15 protein-coding genes are annotated in these 23,014 nt (G+C 74.6%); 7 read left to right on the top strand and 8 right to left on the bottom strand.

Annotated features, from left to right (window positions below; translation table 11 throughout):
• Positions 1-42: 42 nt before the first annotated feature.
• From paaN to AC07AL_RS23800, 5 genes are all read left to right on the top strand, one after another.
• Positions 43-1,743, top strand: coding sequence for a phenylacetic acid degradation protein PaaN (gene paaN, locus AC07AL_RS23820; RefSeq protein ID WP_363581612.1), 1,701 nt, complete (start codon positions 43-45; stop codon positions 1,741-1,743).
• 156 nt (positions 1,744-1,899) lie between these two features.
• Positions 1,900-3,387 carry an FAD-dependent monooxygenase gene (locus AC07AL_RS23815; protein WP_363581614.1) on the top strand — a complete coding sequence of 496 codons (1,488 nt, stop codon included), beginning with the start codon at positions 1,900-1,902 and terminating at the stop codon, positions 3,385-3,387.
• Between the two features lie 514 nt (positions 3,388-3,901).
• Positions 3,902-6,052, top strand: a complete 2,151-nt coding sequence (locus AC07AL_RS23810) for a protease pro-enzyme activation domain-containing protein (RefSeq protein ID WP_363588010.1) — start codon at positions 3,902-3,904, stop codon at positions 6,050-6,052.
• 299 nt (positions 6,053-6,351) lie between these two features.
• Positions 6,352-7,365, top strand: a complete 1,014-nt coding sequence (locus AC07AL_RS23805; RefSeq protein ID WP_363588008.1) for an XRE family transcriptional regulator — start codon at positions 6,352-6,354, stop codon at positions 7,363-7,365.
• 314 nt (positions 7,366-7,679) lie between these two features.
• On the top strand, positions 7,680-9,020 hold the full coding sequence (locus AC07AL_RS23800) for a peptidoglycan-binding protein (protein ID WP_478318096.1): 1,341 nt from the start codon (positions 7,680-7,682) through the stop codon (positions 9,018-9,020).
• A 43-nt stretch (positions 9,021-9,063) separates the two neighbouring features.
• On the opposite strand, the gene AC07AL_RS23795 is transcribed toward AC07AL_RS23800, so the two are convergent.
• Together AC07AL_RS23795 and AC07AL_RS23790 are read right to left on the bottom strand one after the other, a co-directional pair.
• Positions 9,064-9,819: a TrmH family RNA methyltransferase gene (locus tag AC07AL_RS23795; RefSeq protein ID WP_363588022.1), complete on the bottom strand. Its 756-nt coding sequence runs from the start codon at positions 9,817-9,819 to the stop codon at positions 9,064-9,066.
• 14 nt (positions 9,820-9,833) lie between these two features.
• Positions 9,834-10,541 (bottom strand): TetR family transcriptional regulator, encoded by a 708-nt coding sequence (locus tag AC07AL_RS23790; protein ID WP_478318094.1) that lies wholly within the window; start codon positions 10,539-10,541, stop codon positions 9,834-9,836.
• A gap of 99 nt (positions 10,542-10,640) precedes the next feature.
• Between AC07AL_RS23790 and AC07AL_RS23785 the strand changes: the two genes are divergently transcribed.
• Positions 10,641-11,309: a hypothetical protein gene (locus tag AC07AL_RS23785; RefSeq protein ID WP_478318092.1), complete on the top strand. Its 669-nt coding sequence runs from the start codon at positions 10,641-10,643 to the stop codon at positions 11,307-11,309.
• 69 nt (positions 11,310-11,378) lie between these two features.
• Here AC07AL_RS23785 and AC07AL_RS23780 read toward each other — a convergent pair whose 3' ends face one another.
• From AC07AL_RS23780 to AC07AL_RS23765, 4 genes are all read right to left on the bottom strand, one after another.
• Entirely contained in the window at positions 11,379-13,499 is a 2,121-nt protein-coding gene (locus tag AC07AL_RS23780) for an FUSC family protein (RefSeq protein ID WP_363588000.1), read from the bottom strand.
• Positions 13,500-13,509: 10 nt separating this feature from the next.
• The gene (locus AC07AL_RS23775) at positions 13,510-14,835 is read right to left on the bottom strand and encodes an HTTM domain-containing protein (protein ID WP_478318090.1); all 1,326 of its coding nucleotides are present in this window, start codon (positions 14,833-14,835) and stop codon (positions 13,510-13,512) included.
• Complete coding sequence (locus AC07AL_RS23770; RefSeq protein ID WP_478318088.1) at positions 14,832-15,491, bottom strand: DUF5819 family protein; 660 nt, start codon at positions 15,489-15,491, stop codon at positions 14,832-14,834. The genes AC07AL_RS23775 and AC07AL_RS23770 overlap by 4 nt, the downstream gene beginning before the upstream one ends.
• A 115-nt stretch (positions 15,492-15,606) precedes the next feature.
• Positions 15,607-16,797, bottom strand: a complete 1,191-nt coding sequence (locus AC07AL_RS23765; RefSeq protein ID WP_400804328.1) for a rhodanese-like domain-containing protein — start codon at positions 16,795-16,797, stop codon at positions 15,607-15,609.
• 356 nt (positions 16,798-17,153) lie between these two features.
• Here AC07AL_RS23765 and AC07AL_RS23760 point away from each other — a divergent pair, with 356 nt between their 5' ends.
• Complete coding sequence (locus tag AC07AL_RS23760; RefSeq protein WP_478318086.1) at positions 17,154-19,976, top strand: SpoIIE family protein phosphatase; 2,823 nt, start codon at positions 17,154-17,156, stop codon at positions 19,974-19,976.
• 37 nt (positions 19,977-20,013) lie between these two features.
• Here the strand turns inward: AC07AL_RS23760 and AC07AL_RS23755 are convergent, their stop codons facing one another.
• Together AC07AL_RS23755 and AC07AL_RS23750 are read right to left on the bottom strand one after the other, a co-directional pair.
• Positions 20,014-20,811 (bottom strand): hypothetical protein, encoded by a 798-nt coding sequence (locus AC07AL_RS23755; protein ID WP_363587992.1) that lies wholly within the window; start codon positions 20,809-20,811, stop codon positions 20,014-20,016.
• Between the two features lie 172 nt (positions 20,812-20,983).
• Positions 20,984-22,813, bottom strand: coding sequence for a phosphatidylglycerol lysyltransferase domain-containing protein (locus tag AC07AL_RS23750; RefSeq protein WP_400327283.1), 1,830 nt, complete (start codon positions 22,811-22,813; stop codon positions 20,984-20,986).
• Positions 22,814-23,014: the final 201 nt, after the last annotated feature.

Genomic DNA, 23,014 nt, shown 5'->3' with positions numbered 1-23,014 from the left:
ACCCTGTGACGTGTCCCGTCCTCCCTCCTGAGGAGCGCACAGATGTCCGCAGCGGTCACCCACCCCCTCGTCGGCGAGCTGGTCGAGCGCCACCAGGCCACCCTGGACGCCGCCCTCGACGCCGCCGCCAAGCGCGACTACTGGTCGCCCTACCCCGAGTTCCCGAAGGCGTACGGCGAGAGCGGCCCGGCGGACGGCAAGGCCGCCTTCGACGCCCTGCTCGGCCAGCCGTTCACCCTCGACGGCCACCCCGCCGACGGCGACCTGGTCGGCGGCGAGGCCTCCCCGTACGGCATCGAGCTGGGCATCGGCTACCCGCACGCCGAGCCGGACGCGCTGATCGCCGCGCTGAGCGCCGCCCGGCCCGGCTGGGCCGCCGCCACCCCGATGGAGCGCGCCGCCGTCTGCCTGGAGATCCTGCACCGGATCAACGCCCGCTCCCACGAGTTCGGCCAGGCCGTCATGCACACCACCGGCCAGGCCTACGGCATGGCCTTCCAGGCCGGCGGCCCGCACGCCCAGGACCGCGGCCTGGAGGCGGTCACCTACGCCTACGCCGAGCAGACCCGGCTGCCCCGCCGGGCCGGCTGGACCAAGCCCCAGGGCAAGCGCGAACCGCTGGTGATGACCAAGGAGTTCACCGTCGTCCCGCGCGGCCTCGCGCTGCTGGTCGGCTGCAACACCTTCCCCACCTGGAACGGCTACCCCGGCCTGTTCGCCTCGCTGGCCACCGGCAACCCGGTGCTGGTCAAGCCGCACCCGCGCGCCGTGCTGCCGCTCGCGCTGACCGTCCGGACCGCCCGCGAGGTGCTCGCCGAGGCCGGCTACGACCCCAACCTGGTCTGCCTGGCCGTCGAGCACGAGGGCGGCACCGTCGCCCAGACCCTCGCCGTCCGCCCCGAGATCCGGCTGATCGACTACACCGGCTCCACCGCCTTCGGCGACTGGCTGGAGGAGCACGCCAAGCAGGCCGAGGTGTACACCGAGAAGGCCGGCGTCAACGCGGTCGTCATCGACTCCACCGACGACTACAAGGGCATGCTCGGCAACCTGGCCTTCGCCCTCTCGCTCTACAGCGGCCAGATGTGCACCACCCCGCAGAACCTGCTGATCCCGCGCGGCGGCATCGCCACCGACCAGGGCGACAAGTCCTACGACCAGGTCGTCGCCGACCTCGCCGCCGCCATCGACGGCCTGCTCTCCGACGACGCCCGCGCCGCCGCCATCCTCGGCGCCGTGGTCAACCCGGGCGTGCTGCAGCGCTCGGCCGCCGCGGCCGGCGGCGAGTACGGCGAGCTCGCCCTCGCCCCGCGCGCGGTGACCTCGCCGGACTTCCCCGGCGCGACCGTCCGCACCCCCGCGCTGGTCAAGCTGGACGCCGACAAGCCGGACGACCGCGCGGTCTTCCGCACCGAGTGCTTCGGCCCGGTCTCCTTCGCCGTCGCCGTCGAGTCCACCCCCGCCGCCGTCGAGCTGCTGCGCACCACGGTCCGCGACAAGGGCGCCATGACGGCCTCCGGCTACACCACCTCGCCCGAGGTGGAGGGCCTGCTGGTGGCGGCCGCGCTCGACGCCGGCGTCTCGCTCTCGCTCAACCTGACCGGCGGCGTCTACCCCAACCAGACCGCCGCCTTCTCCGACCTGCACGGCACCGGCGCCAACCCGGCCGCCAACTCGGCCTACTGCGACGGCGCGTTCGTCGCCAACCGGTTCCGCACCGTGGAGGTCCGCCGGCACGGCTGAGCGCCGTCCCGGCCCCGTCCGATCCGCTCCGGGCCCCGGCGGTCACCCACCGCCGGGGCCCGGCGGTTCACAGCTCCCCGCGGGCCCGGGATGATGGAGTCTGGGAGAACGCCGGACACGGCGTCCAACCGCCCTCCGAACACCGGGAGCTGACACATGACCGCGAAGCCGACGACCGCCACCGACATCCTGATCGTCGGTGCCGGACCGACCGGACTGCTACTGGCCGGCGACCTCGCCGCGGCCGGGGTCGGCGTCACCGTCCTGGAGAAGCGCGGCGCCGAGTCCAACCTGACCCGGGCCTTCGCCGTGCACGCCCGCACTCTGGAGCTCCTGGACGCCCGCGGCCTCGCTGACGACCTCATCGCCACCGGCCGCCCGGTCACCGGCCTGAGGATGTTCGACCGCTTCGGCATCGACCTGAGCTCGCTGCCCACCCGCTTCCCGTTCGTCCTGATCACGCCGCAGTACCACGTCGAACGGCTGCTCCAGGACCGCGCCGAGCAGGCCGGCGCGACCATCCTGCGCGGCGCCGAGGTCACCGCCCTGCGCCAGGACGCCGAGGGCATCACCCTGGAGACCCGCGACGGGAACGCCTTCACCGCCCGGTACGCGGTCGGCACCGACGGCGTCCGCTCCACCGTGCGCGACCTGCTCGGCATCCCGTTCCCCGGCGAGTCCGTGGTCGACTCCGTGATGCTCGCCGACGTCCGGCTGGAGCGCGAGCCCGCCGACACCATCACCGTCGGCGCCAACGAGACCGGCTTCTCCTTCCTCGCCCCCTTCGGCGACGGCTGGTACCGGCTGATCGCCTGGGACCGCAAGGAGCGGCAGCCTGACGGCACCACCCCCTCGCCGGAGCGCCTCGCCGCCATCGCCCGGACCACCCTCGGCGAGGACTACGGCCTGCACGACGTCCGCTGGAGCTCCACCTTCCACAGCGACGAGCGCCAGGCCCCCAACTACCGCTCCGGCCGGGTCTTCCTGGCCGGCGACGCCGCGCACTGTCACTCCCCGGCCGGCGGCCAGGGCATGAACACCGGCCTCCAGGACGCCGCCAACCTGTCCTGGAAGCTCGCCGCCGCCCTCCAGGGCCACGCCACCGACGCCCTGCTCGACACCTACCAGGGCGAACGGCACCCGGTCGGCCGGACGGTGCTGCGCACCTCCGGCGCGCTGATCCGGCTCGCCCTCGCCGAGTCCGCCCCCACCCGCGCCCTGCGCGGGGCGCTCACCACGCTCGGCGGCCACCTCGACCCGGTCACCGAGCGCGGCGCCCGGATGGTCTCCGGCATCGACATCTCCTACCCGGCCCCGAAGGACGCCCACCCGCAGGTCGGCAAGCGCGTCCCGGACCTGCGGCTGACGGCGCTGCGCAAGCCCGTCGAGGGCGCCCCGGCCGCCCCCGAGCGGCTCTACGAGGCGCTGCGCGAGGGGAAGTTCGTCCTGGTCAGCAACGACGAACTGGCCGCCGCCGAACCCTGGGCGGACCGCATGGTCACCGCCGCCCCGGCCGACCCGCACGGCAAGCTGCGCGACACCGTCCTGCTGATCCGCCCGGACGGCTACGCCGCCTGGGGCGCCGTCGACCCCGGTCAGGGCGAGCTCCGCACCGCCCTGACCGCCTGGCTCGGCACCCCCTGACCCCCGCCGGGGGGGGGGGGGGGGGCCCCCCCCCCCCCCCCCCCCCCCCCCCCCCGCACCCCCCCCCCCCCCCCCCTCCCCCCCCCCCCCCCCCCCCCCCCCCCCCCCCCGCCGCCGGACCCTCCCGGCCCGCCCTCAGCCCCTTCCGGTCCACCGTCGGGGAAGCCGTCAGAGCAGCCGCCGGGCCGTGCCGTTCACATAGTTCCGCGCCACCCGCGCCCGATTCCCGCGCGTCGCCGTACGGCCCACGCCGGTCATGCTTCCCGCGCGGCTCCACCCGGTTCCACGTCCGTCCCTTCCGCCCCCCACCGGTAGGGACCGGTTCCGGAATCCGGGCTATTCACTGTATGGAATCCCCGCATTCCGGGTGTCCACAGTTGACTGTTTTTTAGCAACGAATTGCTTGACCATGAGCCACTTTGCGCACTGGTTCTGTCATGTTCTAGACAGCGTTTTCGACTCCGGAACGCTCTGGCCCCTTGCCGGCCCCCACAGCCGGCCAGAGGAGGATCCGTTGCGCCCCCGCTCCCTTGCCCTCGCCGCGGCGATAGCCGTGCTGCCGCTGACCGCCGTCTCGCTCGGTGTCTCCACCGCGCAGGCCGCCCCCGCTCCCCGTGTCGCGCTCCCGAACACCGTCAACCCGGCAGTGGCCCACTCGGAGAAGAAGGGCGACGTCCCGGCCGAGCAGCAGATCTCGGTGGCCGTCAGCCTGAAGCTGCGTGACACCGCCGCCCTCGACCGCTTCCTCGCCGCGGTCGCCACCCCCGGCACCCCCGAGTTCGGCAAGTACCTGACGCCGGAGCAGTTCACCGCCCGGTTCGGGCCGACCCAGGCCGCCGTCGACCAGGTCAAGACCTACCTGGCCGCCCAGGGCCTGACCGTCACCGAGGTGAGCGCCAACCGCCAGGTGGTCAGCGCCCACGGCACCAACGCGCAGATCTCGCAGGCCTTCGGCACCCACGAGAGCTCCTACGTCGACCCGCAGCTACAGCGCGCCTTCTTCGCCAACGACGCCGCCGCCTCCGTCCCGGCCGACCTGGCCGACGTGGTCCAGGGCGTGAGCGGCCTGGACAACCACGCGGTCCGCAAGAACCGCCTGGCCAAGCCGAACTCGGTCACCCCGCACACGGCCTCCTCGACCCCGAGCGGCTTCGGCCCGTCGCAGTACGACGGCGCCTACAACCTGAACAAGACCGGCGCCGACGGCACCGGCACGACGGTCGCCCTCTGGGAGTTCGACGGCTACTCGTCCTCCAACCTGACCACCTACGACTCGCAGTACGGCCTGTCCGGCCCGGCCGTCTCCACGGTCTCGGTGGACGGCGCCAACTACGACTCCGCCCCCGGCGGGGGCCAGGGCGAGGTCGAGCTGGACAGCGAGATCGTCCGCGGCGCGGCGCCGAAGGCGACCCAGCTGGTCTACGAGGCGCCCAACAGCGACCAGGGCGAGATCGACATGGCCAACAAGATCGTGGCCGACAACCAGGTCTCGGTCATCTCGATCTCGTGGGGCTCCTGCGAGCCGGACACCACCGCCGCCTCGATGACGGCCGTGGACAACGCCTTCAAGCAGGCCGCCGCCCAGGGCATCTCGATCTTCTCCGCCTCCGGTGACGACGGCTCCCGCGACTGCACCCGCTCCACCAGCGGCTCGTCGGTCAAGGCGGTCGACTTCCCGGCGTCCAGCCCGCACCAGACCGGCGTCGGCGGCACCAACCTCCAGGTGTCCGGCACCTCGTACTCCTCGGAGAGCGCCTGGAGCAGCGCCGGCGGCGGCGTCTCCACCGTGTTCGGCAAGCCGACCTGGCAGACCGGCACCGGCACCGGCAGCGGCACCATGCGCACCGTCCCGGACGTCTCCTCCAACGCCGACCCGGCGAGCGGCTTCGCGATCTACACGGCCGGCTCCTGGCAGGTCTACGGCGGCACCAGCGCGGCGGCGCCGCTGTGGGCCGGCTACGCGGCCCAGTTCAACCAGAAGGCCAAGGCGGCCGGCCAGCCGGTCCTGGGCGAGGCGAACCCGAAGCTGTACGCGGTCGCGAACAGCAGCAACTACTCCGGCGCCTTCCACGACGTGACCAGCGGCTCCAACCAGGACTTCCCGGCCGGGACGGGCTACGACCAGGTCACCGGCTGGGGCACCCCGATCGCCGACGGCCTGACCACCGCCCTGCTCGGCGGCGGCTCCACCACCCCGCCCACCGGCGGCTGCACCGCGGCCCAGCTGATCGGCAACGGCGGCTTCGAGACCGGCACCGCCGCCCCGTGGACCACCTCCAGCGGCGTGGTCGACAACAGTTCCTCGCAGGCGGCCCACTCGGGCAGCTGGAAGGCCTGGCTGGACGGCTACGGCAGCGCCCACACCGACACCCTGTCGCAGACCATCTCGGTGCCGGCCGGCTGCAAGTCCGCCAGCCTCACCTTCTGGCTGCACATCGACACCGCGGAGACCGGCTCCACCGCGTACGACAAGCTGACCGTCCAGGCCAACGGCACCACGCTGGCGACGTACTCCAACGTCAACGCCGCCGCCGGCTACGTGAAGCGCACCCTGGACCTCTCCTCCTTCGCCGGCAAGAACGTGACCGTCAAGTTCACCGGCACCGAGGACGGCTCCAACCAGACCAGCTTCGTGATCGACGACATCGCGCTGAACGTCAACTGACCACCAGCGGGTAGCACCACCTGACCCCCGCCGGGGCGGCGCCGACAGGGCCCGCCCCGGCGGTGTGCGTCCGCCCGTCGCGACGGGCGGCGCGGGCGCGCGGCGAGGGCGTGTGTTTCCGAACTGTTTCAAGATCACCAACCCTTCGGTTCACCTGCCGTGACCCCTGTCATACGCACGACTGATGACGTAGCCTCTCGACCGTGCATAGGGTTCCCCAAAGCTCGGTGAAGCCGTCGGCGGCGAGCCTCGGCGCCGGCCAGGCCCCTCCGAACTCACCTGGCGGGGAGGGTCACCGCATGGCCGCACAGCAGCCTCAGGACTCCGCGCGACTCCGGCTGGTCGGACTGCGCCCGGAGCGCCCCGGCCCGTCCGTACCCGCACCGCCTCCGGCACCCGCGCACGCCGGGCGGGCCACCGCCCCCGGCGGCTTCGCGGACACCCTGCACCTGGCCATCGAGGCCAGCGGCCTCAGCCTGGACCGGATCAGAGCCGCCCTCACCCAGCGCGGCGTCAGAGTCAGCGTCACGACGCTGAGTTACTGGCGGCGCGGACGCAGCCAGCCCGAACGGGCCAGCTCGCTGAGAGCCGTCCACCTGCTGGAGGAACTGCTCGGACTGCCGCACAGCGCGCTCACCTCGCTGCTCGGCCCGCCCCGCCCGCGCGGCCGCTGGGCCGCCGTCGCGAACACCTGCCACCTCGGCCTGGAGGACGTCTGGCCGGGCGAACGGCAGATCGCGGACATCTTCGCCGAGCTGGACGCCCCGCCGCAGGGCGAACTGGAGCGGCTGAGCATCCACGACTCGTACTACGTGGACGCCGAGCGGCGCGGCAACCTGCTGCGGATGCGCCAGGTGGTGCGCGCCACCGTCGGCGGCGTGGGCCGCTGCCTGGTCGTGCACAAGGCCGACGAGGAGGCGACGGGCTGCCCGGAGATCACCTCGGTGCGGCACGGCCGGCTGGGCCGGGTCCGGCGCCGACCGGAGGCCGGCCTGACCGTCGGCGAGCTGATGCTGGACCGCCCGCTGGCGCTCGGCGACAGCACGGTCTTCGAGTACGAGGTGGAGATCCCGCCGGGCGGCCCGACGCTGGAGTACAGCCGCCGCTTCGCCACCCCGGTGCGCGAGTACGTGCTCCAGGTGCACTTCGACCCGGCGGCCGTCCCGGCGCACTGCGAGCGCTACGACCGCGAGCCGGGCGCGGACGTCGACCACCGCCGCGAGCAGCTCTGGGTCGGCGCCTCCGCGAGTGCCCACGTGCTCGCGCCGGACCAGCAGCCCGGGCACATCGGCATCCGCTGGGAGTGGCAGTAGCCGCCCCCGGCGTCCAGTCGTCCCCGACATCCGGCCGCCCCGGCGTCCGACCGCCCCCGCCGTCCTCGAACCGGCCCGCGCACCCCCGCCACACCTGACCATCCGCCAGGCCCCGCACCGGCACTAGCGCCTCCTCCTCGCCCCCGCCACGCCCGGGCCGCCGAACGGTTGTCACCCGTCCGGCGCAACCCGCCGTGCCACCTTCCGCCCGCTTTGGGACTTTGGTCCCGATAACACGCGGGGCCGGCCCGGGAAGGCCAGTCCTGTCACGCCGTCAGGCGTCGACCAGGAAGACCGCAGGAAAGAGGCGGAGCATGACCCGTACCGACCACCTGTCCCCGCTGCTGGAATTCGACGAGGTCGAACCGGACGAGGACTGCATATGCGGGGGCTGCAGCGCCCGCCGCCGCGCCCGGCGGCACGCCGCACCGGTGCACGAGGGCGGGCACGCCGCGGCCCGCAGCATCCGCCGCCGGGCCGCCGTGCTGATGGCCGCCGTCGGCACCGCGGTGGGCGGCGGGACGGCCGCCGCCGGGCACGCCACCGCGGCCCCCACCCCCGGCCCCACCCCGGGCGGCAGCAGCACCGCCCAGCCCCCGCAGACCCCGCAGGGCGAGGTCAGCGGCCTCTACGGCCAAGCACCCGGCGCCCGCGCCTTCGCCGCCCCGCGCGCCGCCGCCCAGCCGCCCACCCGGGCGCAGATCATCCAGCGCGCCCAGGGCTGGGTCGACCAGCAGGTGCCGTACGGCATGGGCAGCTACTGGTCGGACGGCTACCGCCAGGACTGCTCCGGCTTCGTCTCGATGGCCTGGGGCCTCGGCAGCAGCCAGACCACCTGGACCCTGCCGAACTTCGCCGAGCGGATCGGCAAGGCCGACCTCCAGCCCGGCGACGTGCTGATCTACAACAACCCGGCCAGCCCGCAGTCCGGGTCGCACGTGACGATCTTCGGCGGCTGGACGGACTCCTCCCTCACCCGCTACCTCGCCTACGAGCAGACCTCCCCCGGCACCAAGAAGCGCGACACCCCGTACGCCTACTGGAACAACTCCGGCGCCTACGTCCCGTACCGCTACACCGGCCTGTCCGGCGGCAGCAACGACGGCACCCCGGCCACCGCCTTCCCGGGCGCGGACAAGTTCGGCCCCGGCGCGAACAACGCGTACGTCACCGAGCTCGGCCGGCTGCTGGTGCAGCGCGGCGGCGCCCGGTTCTACTCCGAGGGCCCCGACCCGCACTGGGGCGAGGCCGACCGGCGGGCCACCCAGGCCTTCCAGGAGGCCCAGGGCTGGCGCGGCGCCGAGGCCGACGGCATCCCCGGCAAGGACACCTGGGACTACCTGGTCAACGGCAAGGGCCGCGCCATCGGCGCCGGCACCACCCCGCTACCGCCGCCGGTCCGGCCCGGCACCGGGGCGCCCGCCTTCCCCGGCCGGCAGTACTTCGGACCGGGTCAGAACAACGACCAGGTCCGTCTGCTGGGCGAGCAGCTGGTGCGCAAGGGCTTCGGCGGCTCGTACGGCGTCGGCCCCGGCCCGCGCTGGAGCGAGAGCGACCGGCGGGCCGTCCAGGCCTTCCAGCAGGCCCAGGGCTGGCGCGGCGCCGAGGCCGACGGCTACCCCGGCCCGGACACCTGGCGCCGGCTCTTCGCCTGACGCACGCCGACGGCGTGGTGCCCGCCCCGGCGGGCGCCACGCCTCACCCCTGAGGCTTCGACGACATCCAGTGGAAGAGGCCCATCGCCACGCTGGTGGCCAGGTTGAAGCTGGACACCCCCGGCTGCATCGGCACCGAGACCAGGTGGTCCGCCCGCGCCTTGAGCTCCGCCGAGACGCCGTGCCGCTCGGTGCCGAAGGCGAGCAGCGCGTCGTCCGGGAACGGCAGCGTCCGGATGTCCGCGCCCTCGGGGTCCAGCACGTACAGCGGCCCGGCGGGCAGCTCCGGCAGGGCCAGCCGCTCCACCGCGGTGGCGAAGTGCAGGCCCGCGCTGCCGCGCAGCACGGTCGGGTGCCAGGGGTCCAGATCTCCGGTGGTCACCACGCCGGTGGCGCCGAAGCCGGCCGCCAGCCGGATCACCGCCCCGACGTTGCCCAGGTTGCGCGGGTTCTCCAGCAGCACCACCGGGGCCGGGCGCGGGCGGCGGGCCAGGGCCGCCAGGTTCGCCCCGACGGACGGCCGCGCGGCCAGGGCGACCACCCCGGTCGGGTGCAGCCGGGGTGCCAGCGTCCGCAGCCGTTCCTCGGGCAGCTCCACCGCCAGCGCGTCCAGCGCCGGCGCGACGTCCGGCGCCAGTTCCCCGGCCAGGGCCAGCAGCGCCGCCCGGTCGGCAGTCAGCACCCGCCGGACGTCCCCGCCGAAGCGCAGCGCGTGCTTCAGCGGGTGGAACCCGTCCAGCAGGACGGCCCCCGGCTCCCGCTCCGCCGCCCGCCACGCCCGCAGCACCTCGTCGTCCATGGCGTTCATGGCGTTCACTCTGCCACCTCGTCCGAGGCCGTCTGATCCGAGGCCACCTGATCCAGGGCCACCCCGCCTGGGGCGGCCCCGCCCGGGCCGGGCTCGCCGGGGCGGCCCGCAGCGGCGATCACCTCGTCGAAGCCGAGCGGCCGGCCGGTCGGACCGTCCGGATCGGCGGCGAGCCCCGCGAGCGCGAGGTCGAGGTGCCGGTGGACCAGCGAGCCGTCCGCGTCGAGCGCGGCCAGCGCGCCCGGCAGCGGGCGGGACACCCGGACGCAGAGCAGCACCAGGTCGCCCATCCCCACGTCGGCCCGCAGCCGCCCGGCATCCTGGGCGGCGCGCAGCAGCGCCTCGACGGCGGTGACGGCTTCGCGGCGGACGGCGACCAGGTCCTCGTCCACCACCAGCCGCTCCAGCAGCACCACGATCGCCGCGCCCATCCGCAGGTCGGCGGCGGCGTGCACGAAGCGGCGCAGCGCCCGGTACGGGTCGGTCTCGTCGCGGCGGGCCCGGTCGGCGGCCTCGGCGAGCCGGGCCAGCAGGTCGGTGACCAGGGCGCGGACCAGGGCCTCCCGGTCGGGGAAGCGCCGGTAGAGGGTGGCCGGGCCGACGCCGGCCCGCCGGACCACGGCGTCCAGCGGGGCGTCCGGGCCCCGTTCCAGGAACACCTCGCAGGCGGCGTCCAGGATCCTGCGCCGGCTGCGTTCCGCGTCGGCCCTCATCGGCAACTCCCTAACCGGAGAAATTCTCTCCCCCTATGCTAGCGTCCAGTGAAGCGGAGAAAATCTCTCCGCATCGTTGAGGAGCCGAGGAGTGACGCCGTGACCACCACCGCGCTCACCGTCCACACCGACATCGACGGCACCAGCCACCCGCGCGAGGCCGTCCTCGCCTGGGAGCTCGACCGTGCCCGCGCCGCCCTGCGCCTGCTCAAGCAGCACCTCGGCGACGACCGGACGCGCGAACTGCTCACCCCCGACGCCACCGCCGCCGACACCGCCCTGGCCGCCTGGGCCCACGCCTCCGGCGGCCGGTGGAGCACCGCCGTCACCGAGCTCACCGCCGCCGGCATCGACGCCGACCGCTTCCTCACCTGGTGGCAGGGCCGCCTGCACGCCCCCGACCGGGACGCCCTGCTCGCCGCCAACCCCGAGCACTACCTGGCCGACTCCACCGGCGAACGGGTCGAGATCATCGAGACCCTCGGCACCGGCCCGGCCCGCTTCTTCCTGCGCTTCCACGACGACGTCCCGATCGCCGGGCCCGGCCACCAGGCCTTCCCGGTCCGCATCGGCGGCACCGGCACCCTCGCCGACGGCACCGAGGTGCTGCGGGTGATGCACGAGTTCGCCGACACCCCGGACGGCCTGCGGATCCGCCTCACCGTCCAGTTCCCCGAGGCCGCCCCCGCCCTCCTCGGCACCGGCCACCAGTGGCACTTCGCCTGCGAGTTCGCCAACTGGCTGGAGGCCGCCGCCCGCGCCGCCTGACGCCCCCGCGCCGTTCGGCCCCGACGTTCTCCCCCCGACGTTCGCCCTTCCAGGAGGGGCGAACGTCGCCTACTGCGGCCCCCGCACGTCCTCCCGCCCCCGCAGCGCCCGCTCCAGGTCCTTCAGCGCCTGCCCCAGCAGCCGCGTCCCCGCCCGCACCACGTCCCGCTGCACCCCCGCCGGCGCCTGCGCCAGCCGTTCCTCCAGCCGCGCCTGCGCCTCCCGCACGGCGCCGAACTCCACCGGCTGCCCGGTGAGCAGCGCCGCCCCCGCGAGCGCGGTGGCCAGCCGCAGCTCCTCCGCGTACTCCGCCGTACCCGGCACCGGGTCGGCGTCGGCGGCCGGCAGGTGCGCCTCCAGCAGGACGGCGACCCGTCCGAGGTGCCCGACGGCCGCCCGGGCCCGGTCGACCTGGCGCCGGGACACCCCGGGCAGCCCGGAGGCGTGCCGGCCCGGTTCGGCGTCGGCGCGCTGCATGGCCTGGAGCAGTTCCGAGCGGGCCTCCCGGGAGTCCAGCAACGCGGTCCGCACCGCCCGCCCGCGCGGCGCGGCCGGGTCCTCGTAGCAGGCGACCACCGCGGCCGCGTACCGCCCGGCGGCGGCGAGCCACTCGGCCAGCCGCTCCCCGAGCCGGGCGGTCTGCCAGGTCGGGAAGAGCGCGTACGTCACCAGCGCCACCGACCCGCCGAGCAGGGTGAGCCCGACCCGTTCGAAGGCCGTCGTGAGCGGGTTCCCGGCCTGGAGCCCGAGCAGGAACACCACGTACGTCGAGATCCCGACCGTCGTCAGCGCGTATCCGGTCCGGAACGCGAGGTACGAGCCGCCGATGCACAGCACGGCCAGCGCGGCCAGCACCCACTCCCCGGGGTGGGTGAGCTGCACCACCAGCGTCGAGACGGCGACCCCGACGACCGTCCCGGCCAGCCGGGCGACACCCCGGCTGTAGGTCTGGGCGAAGTCCGGCCGCATCACCATCGCGGCGGTCATCGGCGCCCAGTAGCCGTGGTGGAACCCGACCAGCCGGGCCAGCAGGTAGGCGACGGTGACCACCCCGGCGAGCCGGACGGCGTGCTGGAAGATCGCCGAGCGCGGCCGCAGCTGCCGGCGCACCGTCCGCAGCGCGACCGGCAGCATCCGGAGGATCGACGGCTTGTGCAGCGCCCCGCCCGCGCCGATCACGGGCGTGGTGATGGTGTCCGCGTCGCCCCGCTCCAGCGTGTCCGCGGCCTTGCGCAGCAGCCCGCCCAGTCGGCGGGCCGACCGCCGGGCCGCCCCCTGCAACCGCGGCCCCTCGTCCGGCGGGACCAGGGTGAGCGTGGGCGCCGAGCGGGGCAGCCGGACGGGGTCGCCGGTGCGGACGGCCCGGGCCAGGGCGTCCATGACCTCGGCGGCGGCCGCCAGCACCTCACGGGCCCGGTCGCGTTCGGGCCCCTCCTCCGGGGCGCCCACCTTGGGATCGGCGAGCGCGGCCAGGGTGGGCCGGATGCGCTCGGCGAGGCCGCGCAGGCCGCGCAGTTCGGCCGGCCGGTGGCGGTCCTGCCAGGGGGTCAGGGCGGCGGCGTGCCGGGCCGTCATGAACGGCGCCGGGTCGACGTGCGCGGTCGGATCCTGCCTCAACCTGCGCGCGTAGTCGGCGAGTTCCGCATAGGTGTCGGCGAGGGCGTCCCGCTGGGCACTCCAGCTCCCGATCGGCCACAGGGTGATGACGACGGCTTGGACGACCCCGCCGAGGGCGGCGACCAGCCCGTGTCCGAGCGCGGCGGTCGCGCTGACCGGCAGTTGGACGACGATCAGCATCACCGAGACGGTGTTGGTCGCGACCACCCCGGCGGTCGGCCCGATCGCCCAGGCGAGCCCGGCGCCGAAGGCCCACACCGCGAGCAGCACCGGGAACAACCCGGGGACCCCGGCCGCCAGGTAGCCGAGGAAGGTGCTGATCCCGAGCCCGGCCCCGGCCGCGACGGCGAGACTGGCCCGGGGCCGGAAGCTGCGCTGGAAGGTGGCCGTGCCGGCGATGAAGGCGCCCATCGCGGCCGAGGTGGCGAGCGCGACCCCGCCGAGCGCGAGGGTGGGGAAGAGCACCAACGCCACCGCGACGGCCCCGCGCAGGGCCCGCTTGGGGTCGGTGAGCGCCCGGTCGAGGGTGAGTCCGGTCCGCGCGGTGTCGCGAAGGGCGGCGAACCAGGACATACGGGTCAGCCTAGGGCACGCCCTCCGTGACCGGCGCTCGCGACCGCCGGATCCGCCGCAGCCGCGCCGCCACCCAGAGCAGCGCGCCGGTCGGCAGGAACACCGCGTCCGCCGCGATCATCGCGAGCGAGAACACCGGCAGCCCGAGCAGCAGTGCGATCCCCAGGTGCTCGGCCAGCAGCACCGCCAGCAGCACGTTCTTGACCCGCCGATTGAGCAGCGTGAACGGGAACGCGACCTGCACGACCACCGTGCCGTACGAGATCAGGAAGACCGGCAGCAGCGCCGAGCCGACCAGCCCGGACAGCCACGGCCAGGGCGTGAAGTAGTCCAGGTGCAGCGGGTAGTACAGCGCGGTGCCGTCCTGCCAGCGCGAGCCCTGCACCTTGTACCAGCCGGCCGTCGCGTAGATCAGCACCACCTCGACGGCGATCACCAGCATCGCGCAGTTGTGCACCATGTTCGCCAGCGCGTCGAGCACCGCGCGCGGTTCGCCGTCCGGCCGCAGCCGCCCCAGCGTCCACCAGAGCCCGGCCACCGCCCAGAGCCCCCAGAACAGCGGCGCCCAGCCGGCGTACGGGAAGGTCCGGACCGTCCAGGTGAGGCTCTCGCCGGAGAAGCCGCCGACCTGGCAGGCCGCCAGGACGGCGCCGAGCAGCACCCAGAGCACCACCCCGGCCCGCCCCGGCCGGGCCCGCCGGGCGTCCAGCGACCACACCTCGGCGCAGCGGGTGAAGACCAGGTAGACCGCCATCAGGTGGACGACGTTGTCGCCGCCGTCGCCGAGGAAGACGTTGCGGTTCTGCAGCGACAGCACGGTGACCAGGAACAGCACCGTGCTCGCCCTGGTCCGCCAGCCCAGCACCACCGCGACGGCGGCCAGCACCGCCAGGTGGTAGACCAGCTCGAACCAGGGCCGCCCGCCGAACCACGGCAGCACCGTGAACGCCCCGTTGTCGGTCAGCAGCCGCTCGGCCAGGTCCATCGACCAGGGCGACCGGTCCCCGTACAGCACCCGCCGGTTGGGCCACTCGCGCAGCAGGTAGGCGAGCCAGACCAGCCCGAAGCCGATCCGCACCACGGCGGCCTGGTGGCGGCCCAGCGCACGCCCGGTGAAGGCCGCCATCGCCCGGGCGGCCAGGTCGGCCGGGCCGGGCCCGCGCGGCGCCGGGTCGGGCCGGGGCCCGGGGGCCGAGCCGGCGGCGGGCGGTTGCCCGGCCTGGCGCGGGATGCCCTCCGACCACCGCGGCTCGGCCGCCGGCGAGAGCTCGGGCGACACCTCCGGCGAGAGCTCGGACGCCACGTCGGACGACACCTCCGGCGACACCTCGCTCACCCGAGCTCCCGGTAGTCCTCGTCGTCCACCGGCCACCAGGGCAGCTCCCGCACCTTCGGCGCCGGTGGCGCGGCCTCGCCGCTCCAGGACGGCGGCGGGACGGTCACCGCGGTGGCCCGGAACTCGACCTCCAGGATCCGCTCGCCGTCCACCTCCCGGCCGATCCGTTGCAGGGCGATCCGCTTGAGGTACTGCTCGGCGAGCCTGCCTCGGGTGTTGGTCAGCGCCTCGTCCTGCGGGTTGTGCGAGCCGTCGTAGAAGTCCCAGGCCCGGCGCAGCACGTTCTGGTCGACGTGGCTGGGGGCGGGGTTGTGCCGGATCGCGGCGAGGTCCTGCGCGGTCAGCCCGGTCCAGTCGCGGGTGCGGGTGGTGCCGTCGGCGGCGGCGGTGCGCACCCGGGCGTCCAGGCTGACGTTCTGCTGCAGCGGATTCGGCGCGAACAGCCGCCAGTTCTGCTCGAACTCCGGGTACACCAGGCCGTCGACCTCGTCCCGGTACTGCCGGGACAGCGAGTTGGCCGGCGCGACGTGCAGGAACACCGCCGCGAGGAAGAACCCGGTGCCGACCACCAGCACCGCCGCGGTCAGGCCGAGCACGAGCTGCGCGGGCGTCGACCAGACCCGTCCGGCGGCCGGGCGGTCCGTCGTCTCCGTCATGGCCTCCCCGGCCCGGTCGGCGCGCCGCCCGGGTCCCGTCCCGGCGCGGTCGCGCGCCCATCCTGCCCTACCGGGCGAACACGACGGTGCCGGACGGGGCCACCGGGCCACCGGCCTACAGGACGAAGGCGTCCTGGTCGGTGCTGCTGACCATCGGACGGCCCGCGCCCTCCCAGGCGTACATGCCGCCGTCCACGTTCACCGCGTCCCGGCCCTGCTGCACCAGGTACTGGACGACCTGCGCGGAGCGTCCGCCGACCCGGCAGAGCACGTACAGCTTCCCGTCCGGCAGCTCGTCGATCCGGGCGATCACCTCGCCGAGCGGGATGTGCAGCGCGCCGTCCACGTGGCCGGCGTCCCACTCGTCCTGCTCGCGCACGTCCAGCAGGGCTGCGTCGGCGGGCACTGCGGCGGCGGTGGTGGAGGGGATCTGGGCGAACATCGTGTGGCTCTCCTGGGGCTGGGTCGGGTCGGTGCCATTGTCGCCCACCGGCTGCCGGTGGCCGTCGCCCGCCGCGGCCGGGGCGCCGAGCAGCCGCTCCAGTTCGGCCTGCTGGGCGGCGGCCTTGGCGAGCAGTTCCTCGGCGAGCTGCTCCAGCAGCCGGTCCGGGTCCTGCGGGGCCAGCGCGAGCAGCTGACCCATCGGGGTCTGTTCCAGCCGGACCTGCTCGGTGGCGGTCTCGGTGATCTTGCCGGTCAGCCACTCCAGCCGGCGGCGCAGCCACTCCAGCCGGTCGGGGGAGTCGGTGCCGGGCGCGGCCTCGGGCGCGGTGGACCACTCGGCGGACAGGCCCTCCAGCGCGGCGGCGTCGCCGACCGCGTAGGCCTCGTTCACCCGGGCCAGGAACGCGGCCCGGCGCTGCTGCTCGGCCGGGTCGGTGCTGAGGTCGGGGTGGGCCCGGCGGACCAGCTCGCGGTAGATCCGCTGGGCGTCCCGCCCGGGGCGCACCCGGGCCGGCGCGGCGGGCGGCGGCGGGGCCGCCTCCTGCTCCCGGACGGAGTCGAACAGCGCGTCGAGGTCGGGCAGTTCGTCGACCTGCCGGCGGGCCTCGGCGGCCCGGCGGAGGTCCTCGGGGTGCCCGGTCCTGGCCGCGACCGCCTCGGCGACCAGCGCCTCCAGCTCGTCCAGCCGGGCGTAGAGCGGGCCCAGCAGCTGATGGTGGATCAGCGCGAAGTTGTCGATCTCGACCCGCAGGGTCTGCACGTCGACGTCCATGCTGAGCCAGGCGAGTTCGGCGGCGGCGACCCGCTCCTCCAGCTCCTGCTGCTGCGGGTCCGTCCAGCGGACGGGGCTCTGCGCGGTCACTTCTCGCCTCTGTCTCGTCCGGCCGGCTGCGTCCATGCGGAGCCGCCTCGCGGGGTGGCCCGGCCTGCCACCCTACCCTCGCGCGCGAAGGCCCGGTCCGGGTGAACGGGGAGTGCGAACCGGCGCGCGCCGCACGGCACGCAACCGATCCTGAGGAATCTCCCCGTTTCGCTATCACGCCCGGGCCGGTCCGTGCTTCGCTAGGGCGTGTCTGATGATTCGCGTCGGATCAGCACGCGGCGTCGGGCGCCCGGCGGACTCGTTCAGACACGCCCTCAAGCCCGGCACGATCCACAAGACACGCCCCGGGTTTCCGCACAGCGTGCCTTCCTCCGGAGAGACGGCCGCCTCCAGGCGTGGCGGCCAGGCGGGAGCAGACCGAATCCATGGTGGCCGAGTCCAACTCCACACCGCGTCCGGCGGGCGCCGAGGCCGTACCGGGTGACCACCCGGCCGGCGTGGCCGCCCTGGTCCGGCTCGCCCTCGTCCTGGTCGACCGGACCGGACGGATCGCCCAGTGGAGCCGGGCCGCCGAGGAACTGTTCGGGCACCGCGCCGAGGTCGCCCACGACCGGCCGGCCAGCGGACTGCTGCCCGCCGTGGAACCGCTCGCCGCCCCCGGCCAGGCCGCCGGGTCCGTCGTGCGCCGCCGCTGCGACGCCCTGGACACCCTGGCCGCGCTGACCGCCGACGGGCGCCCCTGGGCCAGCCAGCTGGCCGTCATCGACCGCGAGGAGCACCTGCGCGACGTGCTCTGGTGGGCCTGGCCGCTGCCCGACCCGTTCGGCGGCCTGCTCGCCCTCGCCGCCGACGCCCGGCCGCTGCGCACCGCCGGCCCCCGGCTCGCACTCGGCGAGCGGCTGCTGCCGTTCGCCGCCGCCCCGCCCGCCCGGGGCGGCTTCCACCGGCTGGGCGCGGCCCTGACCCCGCCCGGCCGGCTGCGCGCCGGTCTGCTGTCGGCCGACCGGCTGGCCGGGCTGCTGCCGGCCGGTTCGGCCGACCGCCGGGCGCTGCTGCTCGACGTGCTGGACCAGGCCGGTCTGCCCGCTCTGCGGCTGGACCCGGCCACCGTGCTGCCGGTCCTGCCCGCCGACCCGCAGGCCGCCGCCGCGCACGCCGCCGCCGGACTCGGCCGCCGCTACCCGACCGCCCAGCAGCGCGCCGCCCGGGTCGGCCCGCCGCCGCAGCCCGAGCAGTCCGCGCCCCCGGCCCGGACGGTCCGGGGGCGGCCGACCGGCCCGCTGCCGGCCCAGCGCGAGACCGCCGAGCGGTCCGCGGCCGCCCAGCCGTCCGGCGCCGCCGGCGCCCCGGCGGGCGTCCCACCGACCACCCCGGCCCCGACCGCCCCGTCCCCGACCGCCCCGTCCCCGACCGGAGGAGGAGCCGCCATCGAGCCGGCCGCCGCCGAACCGTCCGCCCACGGCCGTCCACCCCGCCGCGCCAACCGGGCCCCTTCCGCCCCCGCCGGCGCCGAGGGCGCCCAGTCCGGGCGGCTGAGCCCGTTCCTGACCAACGGGCAGGCCGGCGAGCAGCTGGCGCTGCTGAACGAGGTCGGCGGCAAGGTCGGCACCACCCTGGACCTCGGCTTCACCGCGCACGAGCTCTGCCAGGTGCTGGTCCCCCGGGTCGCCGACTTCGCCTGCGTGGACCTGGTGGACGGGCTGATCTCCGAATCCGAGCTGCCGGCCGCCCGCCCGGACGACGACACCATGCTCCGCCGGGTCGCCCTGGTCTACAACGAGACCGGCGGCGCCTGGGACCACGTGCTGTCCGAGGGCTCGCTGGTCAGCATGCCGCGCCGCACCCCGCCGGGGATGGCCCTGCAGCTGAACCAGCCGGTCCTGGTCCCGGTGATCAGCGCGGACGTCGCGGTCGACTACGCGATCGCGCTCGGCGGAGCCCGGCTGGCCCCGGTGGTCTCCGGCCGCTCGATGCTGGTGGTGCCGCTGTCCGCCCGGGGCACCGTACTGGGCATCCTCAAGCTGCTCCGGCTGCCGGACCGCGCCCCCTTCGACGAGAGCGACGCCGCCACGCTCAAGGAGCTGGCCGTCCGCGCCGCGCTCTCCCTGGACAACGCCCGGCTGCACCGCGCCGAGGCCAGGGTGGCCACCACCCTCCAGCGCTCGATGATCCCGACCCGCCCGCCGCAGATCCCCGGCGTCCAGATCGCCCACCGCTACCTGCCGGGCGACCCGAAGGCCGAGGTCGGCGGCGACTGGTTCGACGCGATCCAGCTGCCCGGCAGCCGGGTCGCCCTGGTGGTCGGCGACGTGATGGGCCACGGCCTGCACTCGGCGGCCGCGATGGGCCGCTTCCGGACGGCCATGCAGACCCTCGCCGCACTCGACCTGCCACCCGGCCAACTGCTGCGGCACCTGGACAACCTGGCCCACAAGCTCGGCGACGACCACCTCGCCACCTGCCTGTACGCGGTCTACGACCCGATCAACCGGACCTGCGAGCTGGCCAGCGCCGGCCACGTCCCGCCGGTGCTGGTGCACCCGGACGGCTCCGGCGAGCTGCTGGAGATCCCGGCCGGCGCGCCGATCGGGGTCGGCGGGGTGCCGTTCGTCGCCAAGACCATCGACGTCTCGGACGGCTCGATGCTGGTGCTGTGCACCGACGGCCTGGTCGAGGTCCGGGGCGGCGACATAGGAGCGGGCCTGGCAGCGCTCTGCGGCAATCTGATCGACCCACTGCAGAGCCCCGAGCAGGCCTGCGACGTGGTGCTCAAGCGGCTGCACTCGGACGACCGGAAGGACGACGTCGCCCTGCTGGTGGCCCGCTTCGACGGGGTCGCCCCGTCCGAGGTGGCCACCTGGGACCTCAGGGTGGACCACCGCGAGGTGCGCCGGGCCCGCTCGCTGGTCCGCGAGCAGCTGGCCGGCTGGCACCTGGAGGCGCTCAGCGACATCACCGAGCTGCTGGTCAGCGAGCTGGTCACGAACGCCGTCCGGGTGGCCCGGGACCGCGTCCAGCTCCAGCTGATCCGGGTGGACAAGCTGCTGGTGGAGGTCAGCGACGACAACCACAACCTGCCGTCGCTGGAACCGGCCGAACAGTTGGGCGAGACCGGCCGCGGTCTCACCCTGGTGACCAAGCTCGCCGAACGCTGGGGCACCGCCCGCAAGGCGGTCGGCAAGGTGGTCTGGTTCGAACTCCCCCTGCCGCACGCCTGACGGCCGGCTGCCCGACGGCCGTCAGACGGTGTGTGGATCAGGGGACGAGCGCGCCCGCCGGGCGCCGCCGGGCCTCCACCGCGACCTCCCGCGACGCGGCCGCGGCCACCGAGGTGGCGGCCCCGACCCCGGCCAGCACCCGCGGCCAGAAGTCCCCGAACACCTCGACCGAGACGGCGAGCAGCAGCGCGGTGGTCACCGCGACCACGTGCTCCAGCCCGGCGAGGTTCGGCAGCACGACCGCCTCGCCGACCATCATGACCACCACCAGGCCGGCGGTGAACCAGGCCCGGCAGCGGAACGCGATGCAGATCGCCAGCGCCACCACCGCGGCCGACGGCCCGGTGTCCCGCACGTAGGCGACCCACTTCGGGAAGCCGAACAGGTGGCCCGGGCCGAGCGCCACGCCGATCCGGGCGAACAGCGTGCCCGCCAGGGTGCAGGTGTAGGCCACCACCAGGGTCATCCGCCGGCCGAGCACGATCTCGGCGACGCCGAAGACCACGAACACCTGGGCCAGCGCGCCCCAGACCGGCAGGTCCAGCGCCGGCACGTACAGCGAGAGCGGGGTCCGCAGCAGCGAGACGTCCAGCGGCAGCGCCGCCTTCACCACCCCGATGCGGTTGACGAAGTGCTCACCGCCCGGCAGGTGCTGGGTGATGCTGAACAGGAGGATCAGAAACGTCGCCGCCGTGGCCATCGGAACGGCGGCGAACTTCTTGCGCACCACCGCGTCCCGCACCGTCGCGTACAACGTCCCCCACTCGGCGACAGCGGCCGATCTGGCCAGTGCCAGCGACCCCTCCCGCACGCCCCCCGCGTGGGTCCTGTCCATCACAACCGTTACTCCCGAATCCCCGAACTTTCTGAGCTACTCCCACATTAGAAGCCTCTTAACAAATCCACATCGGCATAGATGCGGATCAGGGTCATCCTCTGGGGGGAGGGATATCCCTGACGTCACCCCCTATCCGACCGCCCGGTCCCCTCCGCCCCCCGGCGGAGGGCTACCCCTTCCCGTCCCGCGCCGCGACCGGGAGCCGGGGCGCCACCACGGCGGCCCCGGAGTGCCGGCGGCGGAACAGGGCGGGCAGGCTCGGCGCGACGATGAAGCCCTCGGCCCGCGCGCTGGCGATGCCGATCCGCGGGATCTCGCTGCTCTTCTCGAACAGCAGGTAGCGGGGCTCCCAGATCGGCCGGTACTTGGCGTTCGCGCGGTACAGCGACTCGATCTGCCACCAGCGCGAGAAGAAGCCCAGGACGGAACGCCACAACCGCAGCACCGGGCCGGCCCCGAGCCGCGAACCGCGCTCGAAGACCGAGCGGAACATCGCGAAGTTCAGCGACACCCGCTTCAGCCCGACCTCCTCGGCACGCTGCAGCAGCTCGATGACCATGAACTCCATCAGGCCGTTCTCGGTGTCCCGGGCCCGGCGCATCAGGTCCAGCGAGAGCCCGTCCGGGCCCCACGGGACGAAGCTCAGCAGCGCCTTGAGCTCGCCGTCGCCGTCGTGGCACTCCAGCATCACGCAGCGGCCGTCGCCCGGGTCGCCGAGCCGGCCGAGCGCCATCGAGAAGCCGCGCTCGGTCGCCCCGTCGCGCCACTGGTCGGCCTTGGCCACCAGTTCGGCCATCTCGCACTCGGGGATGTCCTCGTGCCGGCGGATCCGCACCGTGTACCCGGCCCGCTTGACCCGGTTGTACGCCTGGCGGACCACCCGCATCGCCCGGCCGTCCAGCGAGAACTCGTCCAGCTCGACGATCGCCTCGTCGCCCAGCTCCAGCGCGTCCAGCCCGTGCCGGGCGTAGATCACGCCGGCCTCCTCGGAGGCGCCCATCACGGCCGGCGCCCAGGCGTGCTCGCGGGCCTCGGCCAGCCAGGAGTCGATCGCGCCCGGCCAGGCCTCCGGGTCGCCGATCGGGTCGCCCGAGGCCAGCGAGACCCCGCCGATCACCCGGTAGGTCACCGCCGCCTTGCCGCTGGGGGAGAAGATCACCGCCTTGTCCCGGCGCAGCGCGAAGTAGCCGAGCGAGTCCCGCTCGCCCTGCTTGTCCAGCAGCGAGCGCAGCTTCGCCTCGTCCTCGGGGTTCAGCAGCTCCTTGCCGCGCGGGCTGCGGAAGGCCACGTAGAGCACCAGCAGGAAGAGCACCGCGCCCATCGCGTTGATCGCCGCGTTGACCCAGGTCGGCGAGGAGATCACCGAGCGCAGGTGCTCCGAGGGGTTGATCGTGATCATCCGGCCGACGGAGTAGCGGAAGAGGTCCCAGAAGCCCGCGCCGCCGAGCCCGTTGGTCGCCCAGACCAGCAGCGCGCCGACGACCCCGCCGAACAGCAGCCCGCCGACGAAGGTGGCCGCCGCGGTCTTCGGGTTGGAGCGGTCGCCCTTGGACGTGAAGTCCTTCCGCCCGATGACCAGCGCCAGGACGAACAGGCAGGTCAGCACGGTGGAGATGTAGTTGAGCGGGTGGTCCTTGAACCGCTCGCCGGGCATCACCATGGCCAGCAGGTACAGCACCGCGAACATGCTGGCCAGGGCCGCGTTGAAGATCCAGGCGGCCCGCTTGCGCCGCCGCATCGCGATGGCCAGGAAGACCGCCAGCACCGCGCTGGCCAGACCCGAGGTCATCAGGTACGGGGTGAAGTACTCACCCTCGTTGTGCTCGTTGACCTGGTTCCCCCACGGCACCAGCAGCACCGTCGCCACGTTCAGCAGCGCCAGCAGCCGGAGGTACCACACGGAGACGGCGGCGGCCCGCGGGCGCCAGCGGTCGAGCACGCCGACGGGCCGGGGCCCGGTGGACGTGGCGGAAGGCTCCGACTTCACAGTGGACGACACAGCTCAATTCCAAACGATCAGATGGTGGGGCGCATCCGCACACGGCCCGGCGACGGGTGCCCGCAGGGGGCCCGACGGACTGACCGGCGGCCCTCACCTCGACCGGGCGCCCACTGAATGGAGCAGGCCGACAAAGGGCAGCCAACTCCATGGTTCCCCACCCGGCCTGAGAATTGCGTGAACCGGGTAGCGGATTCCGAC

The sequence above is a fragment of the Kitasatospora sp. NPDC043949 genome (assembly GCF_056435365.1).
Note: the sequence above shows the minus strand (reverse complement) of the source record. Positions and strands in the feature narration are given on the sequence as shown.

What these genes read in the sequence shown, in the direction of transcription:
- paaN (WP_363581612.1), top strand. Translation starts at nt 43, where the DNA reads ATGTCCGCAGCGGTCACCCACCCCCTCGTCGGCGAGCTGGTCGAGCGC.
- AC07AL_RS23815 (WP_363581614.1), top strand. Translation starts at nt 1,900, where the DNA reads ATGACCGCGAAGCCGACGACCGCCACCGACATCCTGATCGTCGGTGCC.
- AC07AL_RS23805 (WP_363588008.1), top strand. Translation starts at nt 6,352, where the DNA reads ATGGCCGCACAGCAGCCTCAGGACTCCGCGCGACTCCGGCTGGTCGGA.
- AC07AL_RS23800 (WP_478318096.1), top strand. Translation starts at nt 7,680, where the DNA reads ATGACCCGTACCGACCACCTGTCCCCGCTGCTGGAATTCGACGAGGTC.
- AC07AL_RS23795 (WP_363588022.1), bottom strand. Translation starts at nt 9,819, where the DNA reads ATGGACGACGAGGTGCTGCGGGCGTGGCGGGCGGCGGAGCGGGAGCCG.
- AC07AL_RS23790 (WP_478318094.1), bottom strand. Translation starts at nt 10,541, where the DNA reads ATGAGGGCCGACGCGGAACGCAGCCGGCGCAGGATCCTGGACGCCGCC.
- AC07AL_RS23780 (WP_363588000.1), bottom strand. Translation starts at nt 13,499, where the DNA reads ATGTCCTGGTTCGCCGCCCTTCGCGACACCGCGCGGACCGGACTCACC.
- AC07AL_RS23770 (WP_478318088.1), bottom strand. Translation starts at nt 15,491, where the DNA reads ATGACGGAGACGACGGACCGCCCGGCCGCCGGACGGGTCTGGTCGACG.
- AC07AL_RS23755 (WP_363587992.1), bottom strand. Translation starts at nt 20,811, where the DNA reads ATGGACAGGACCCACGCGGGGGGCGTGCGGGAGGGGTCGCTGGCACTG.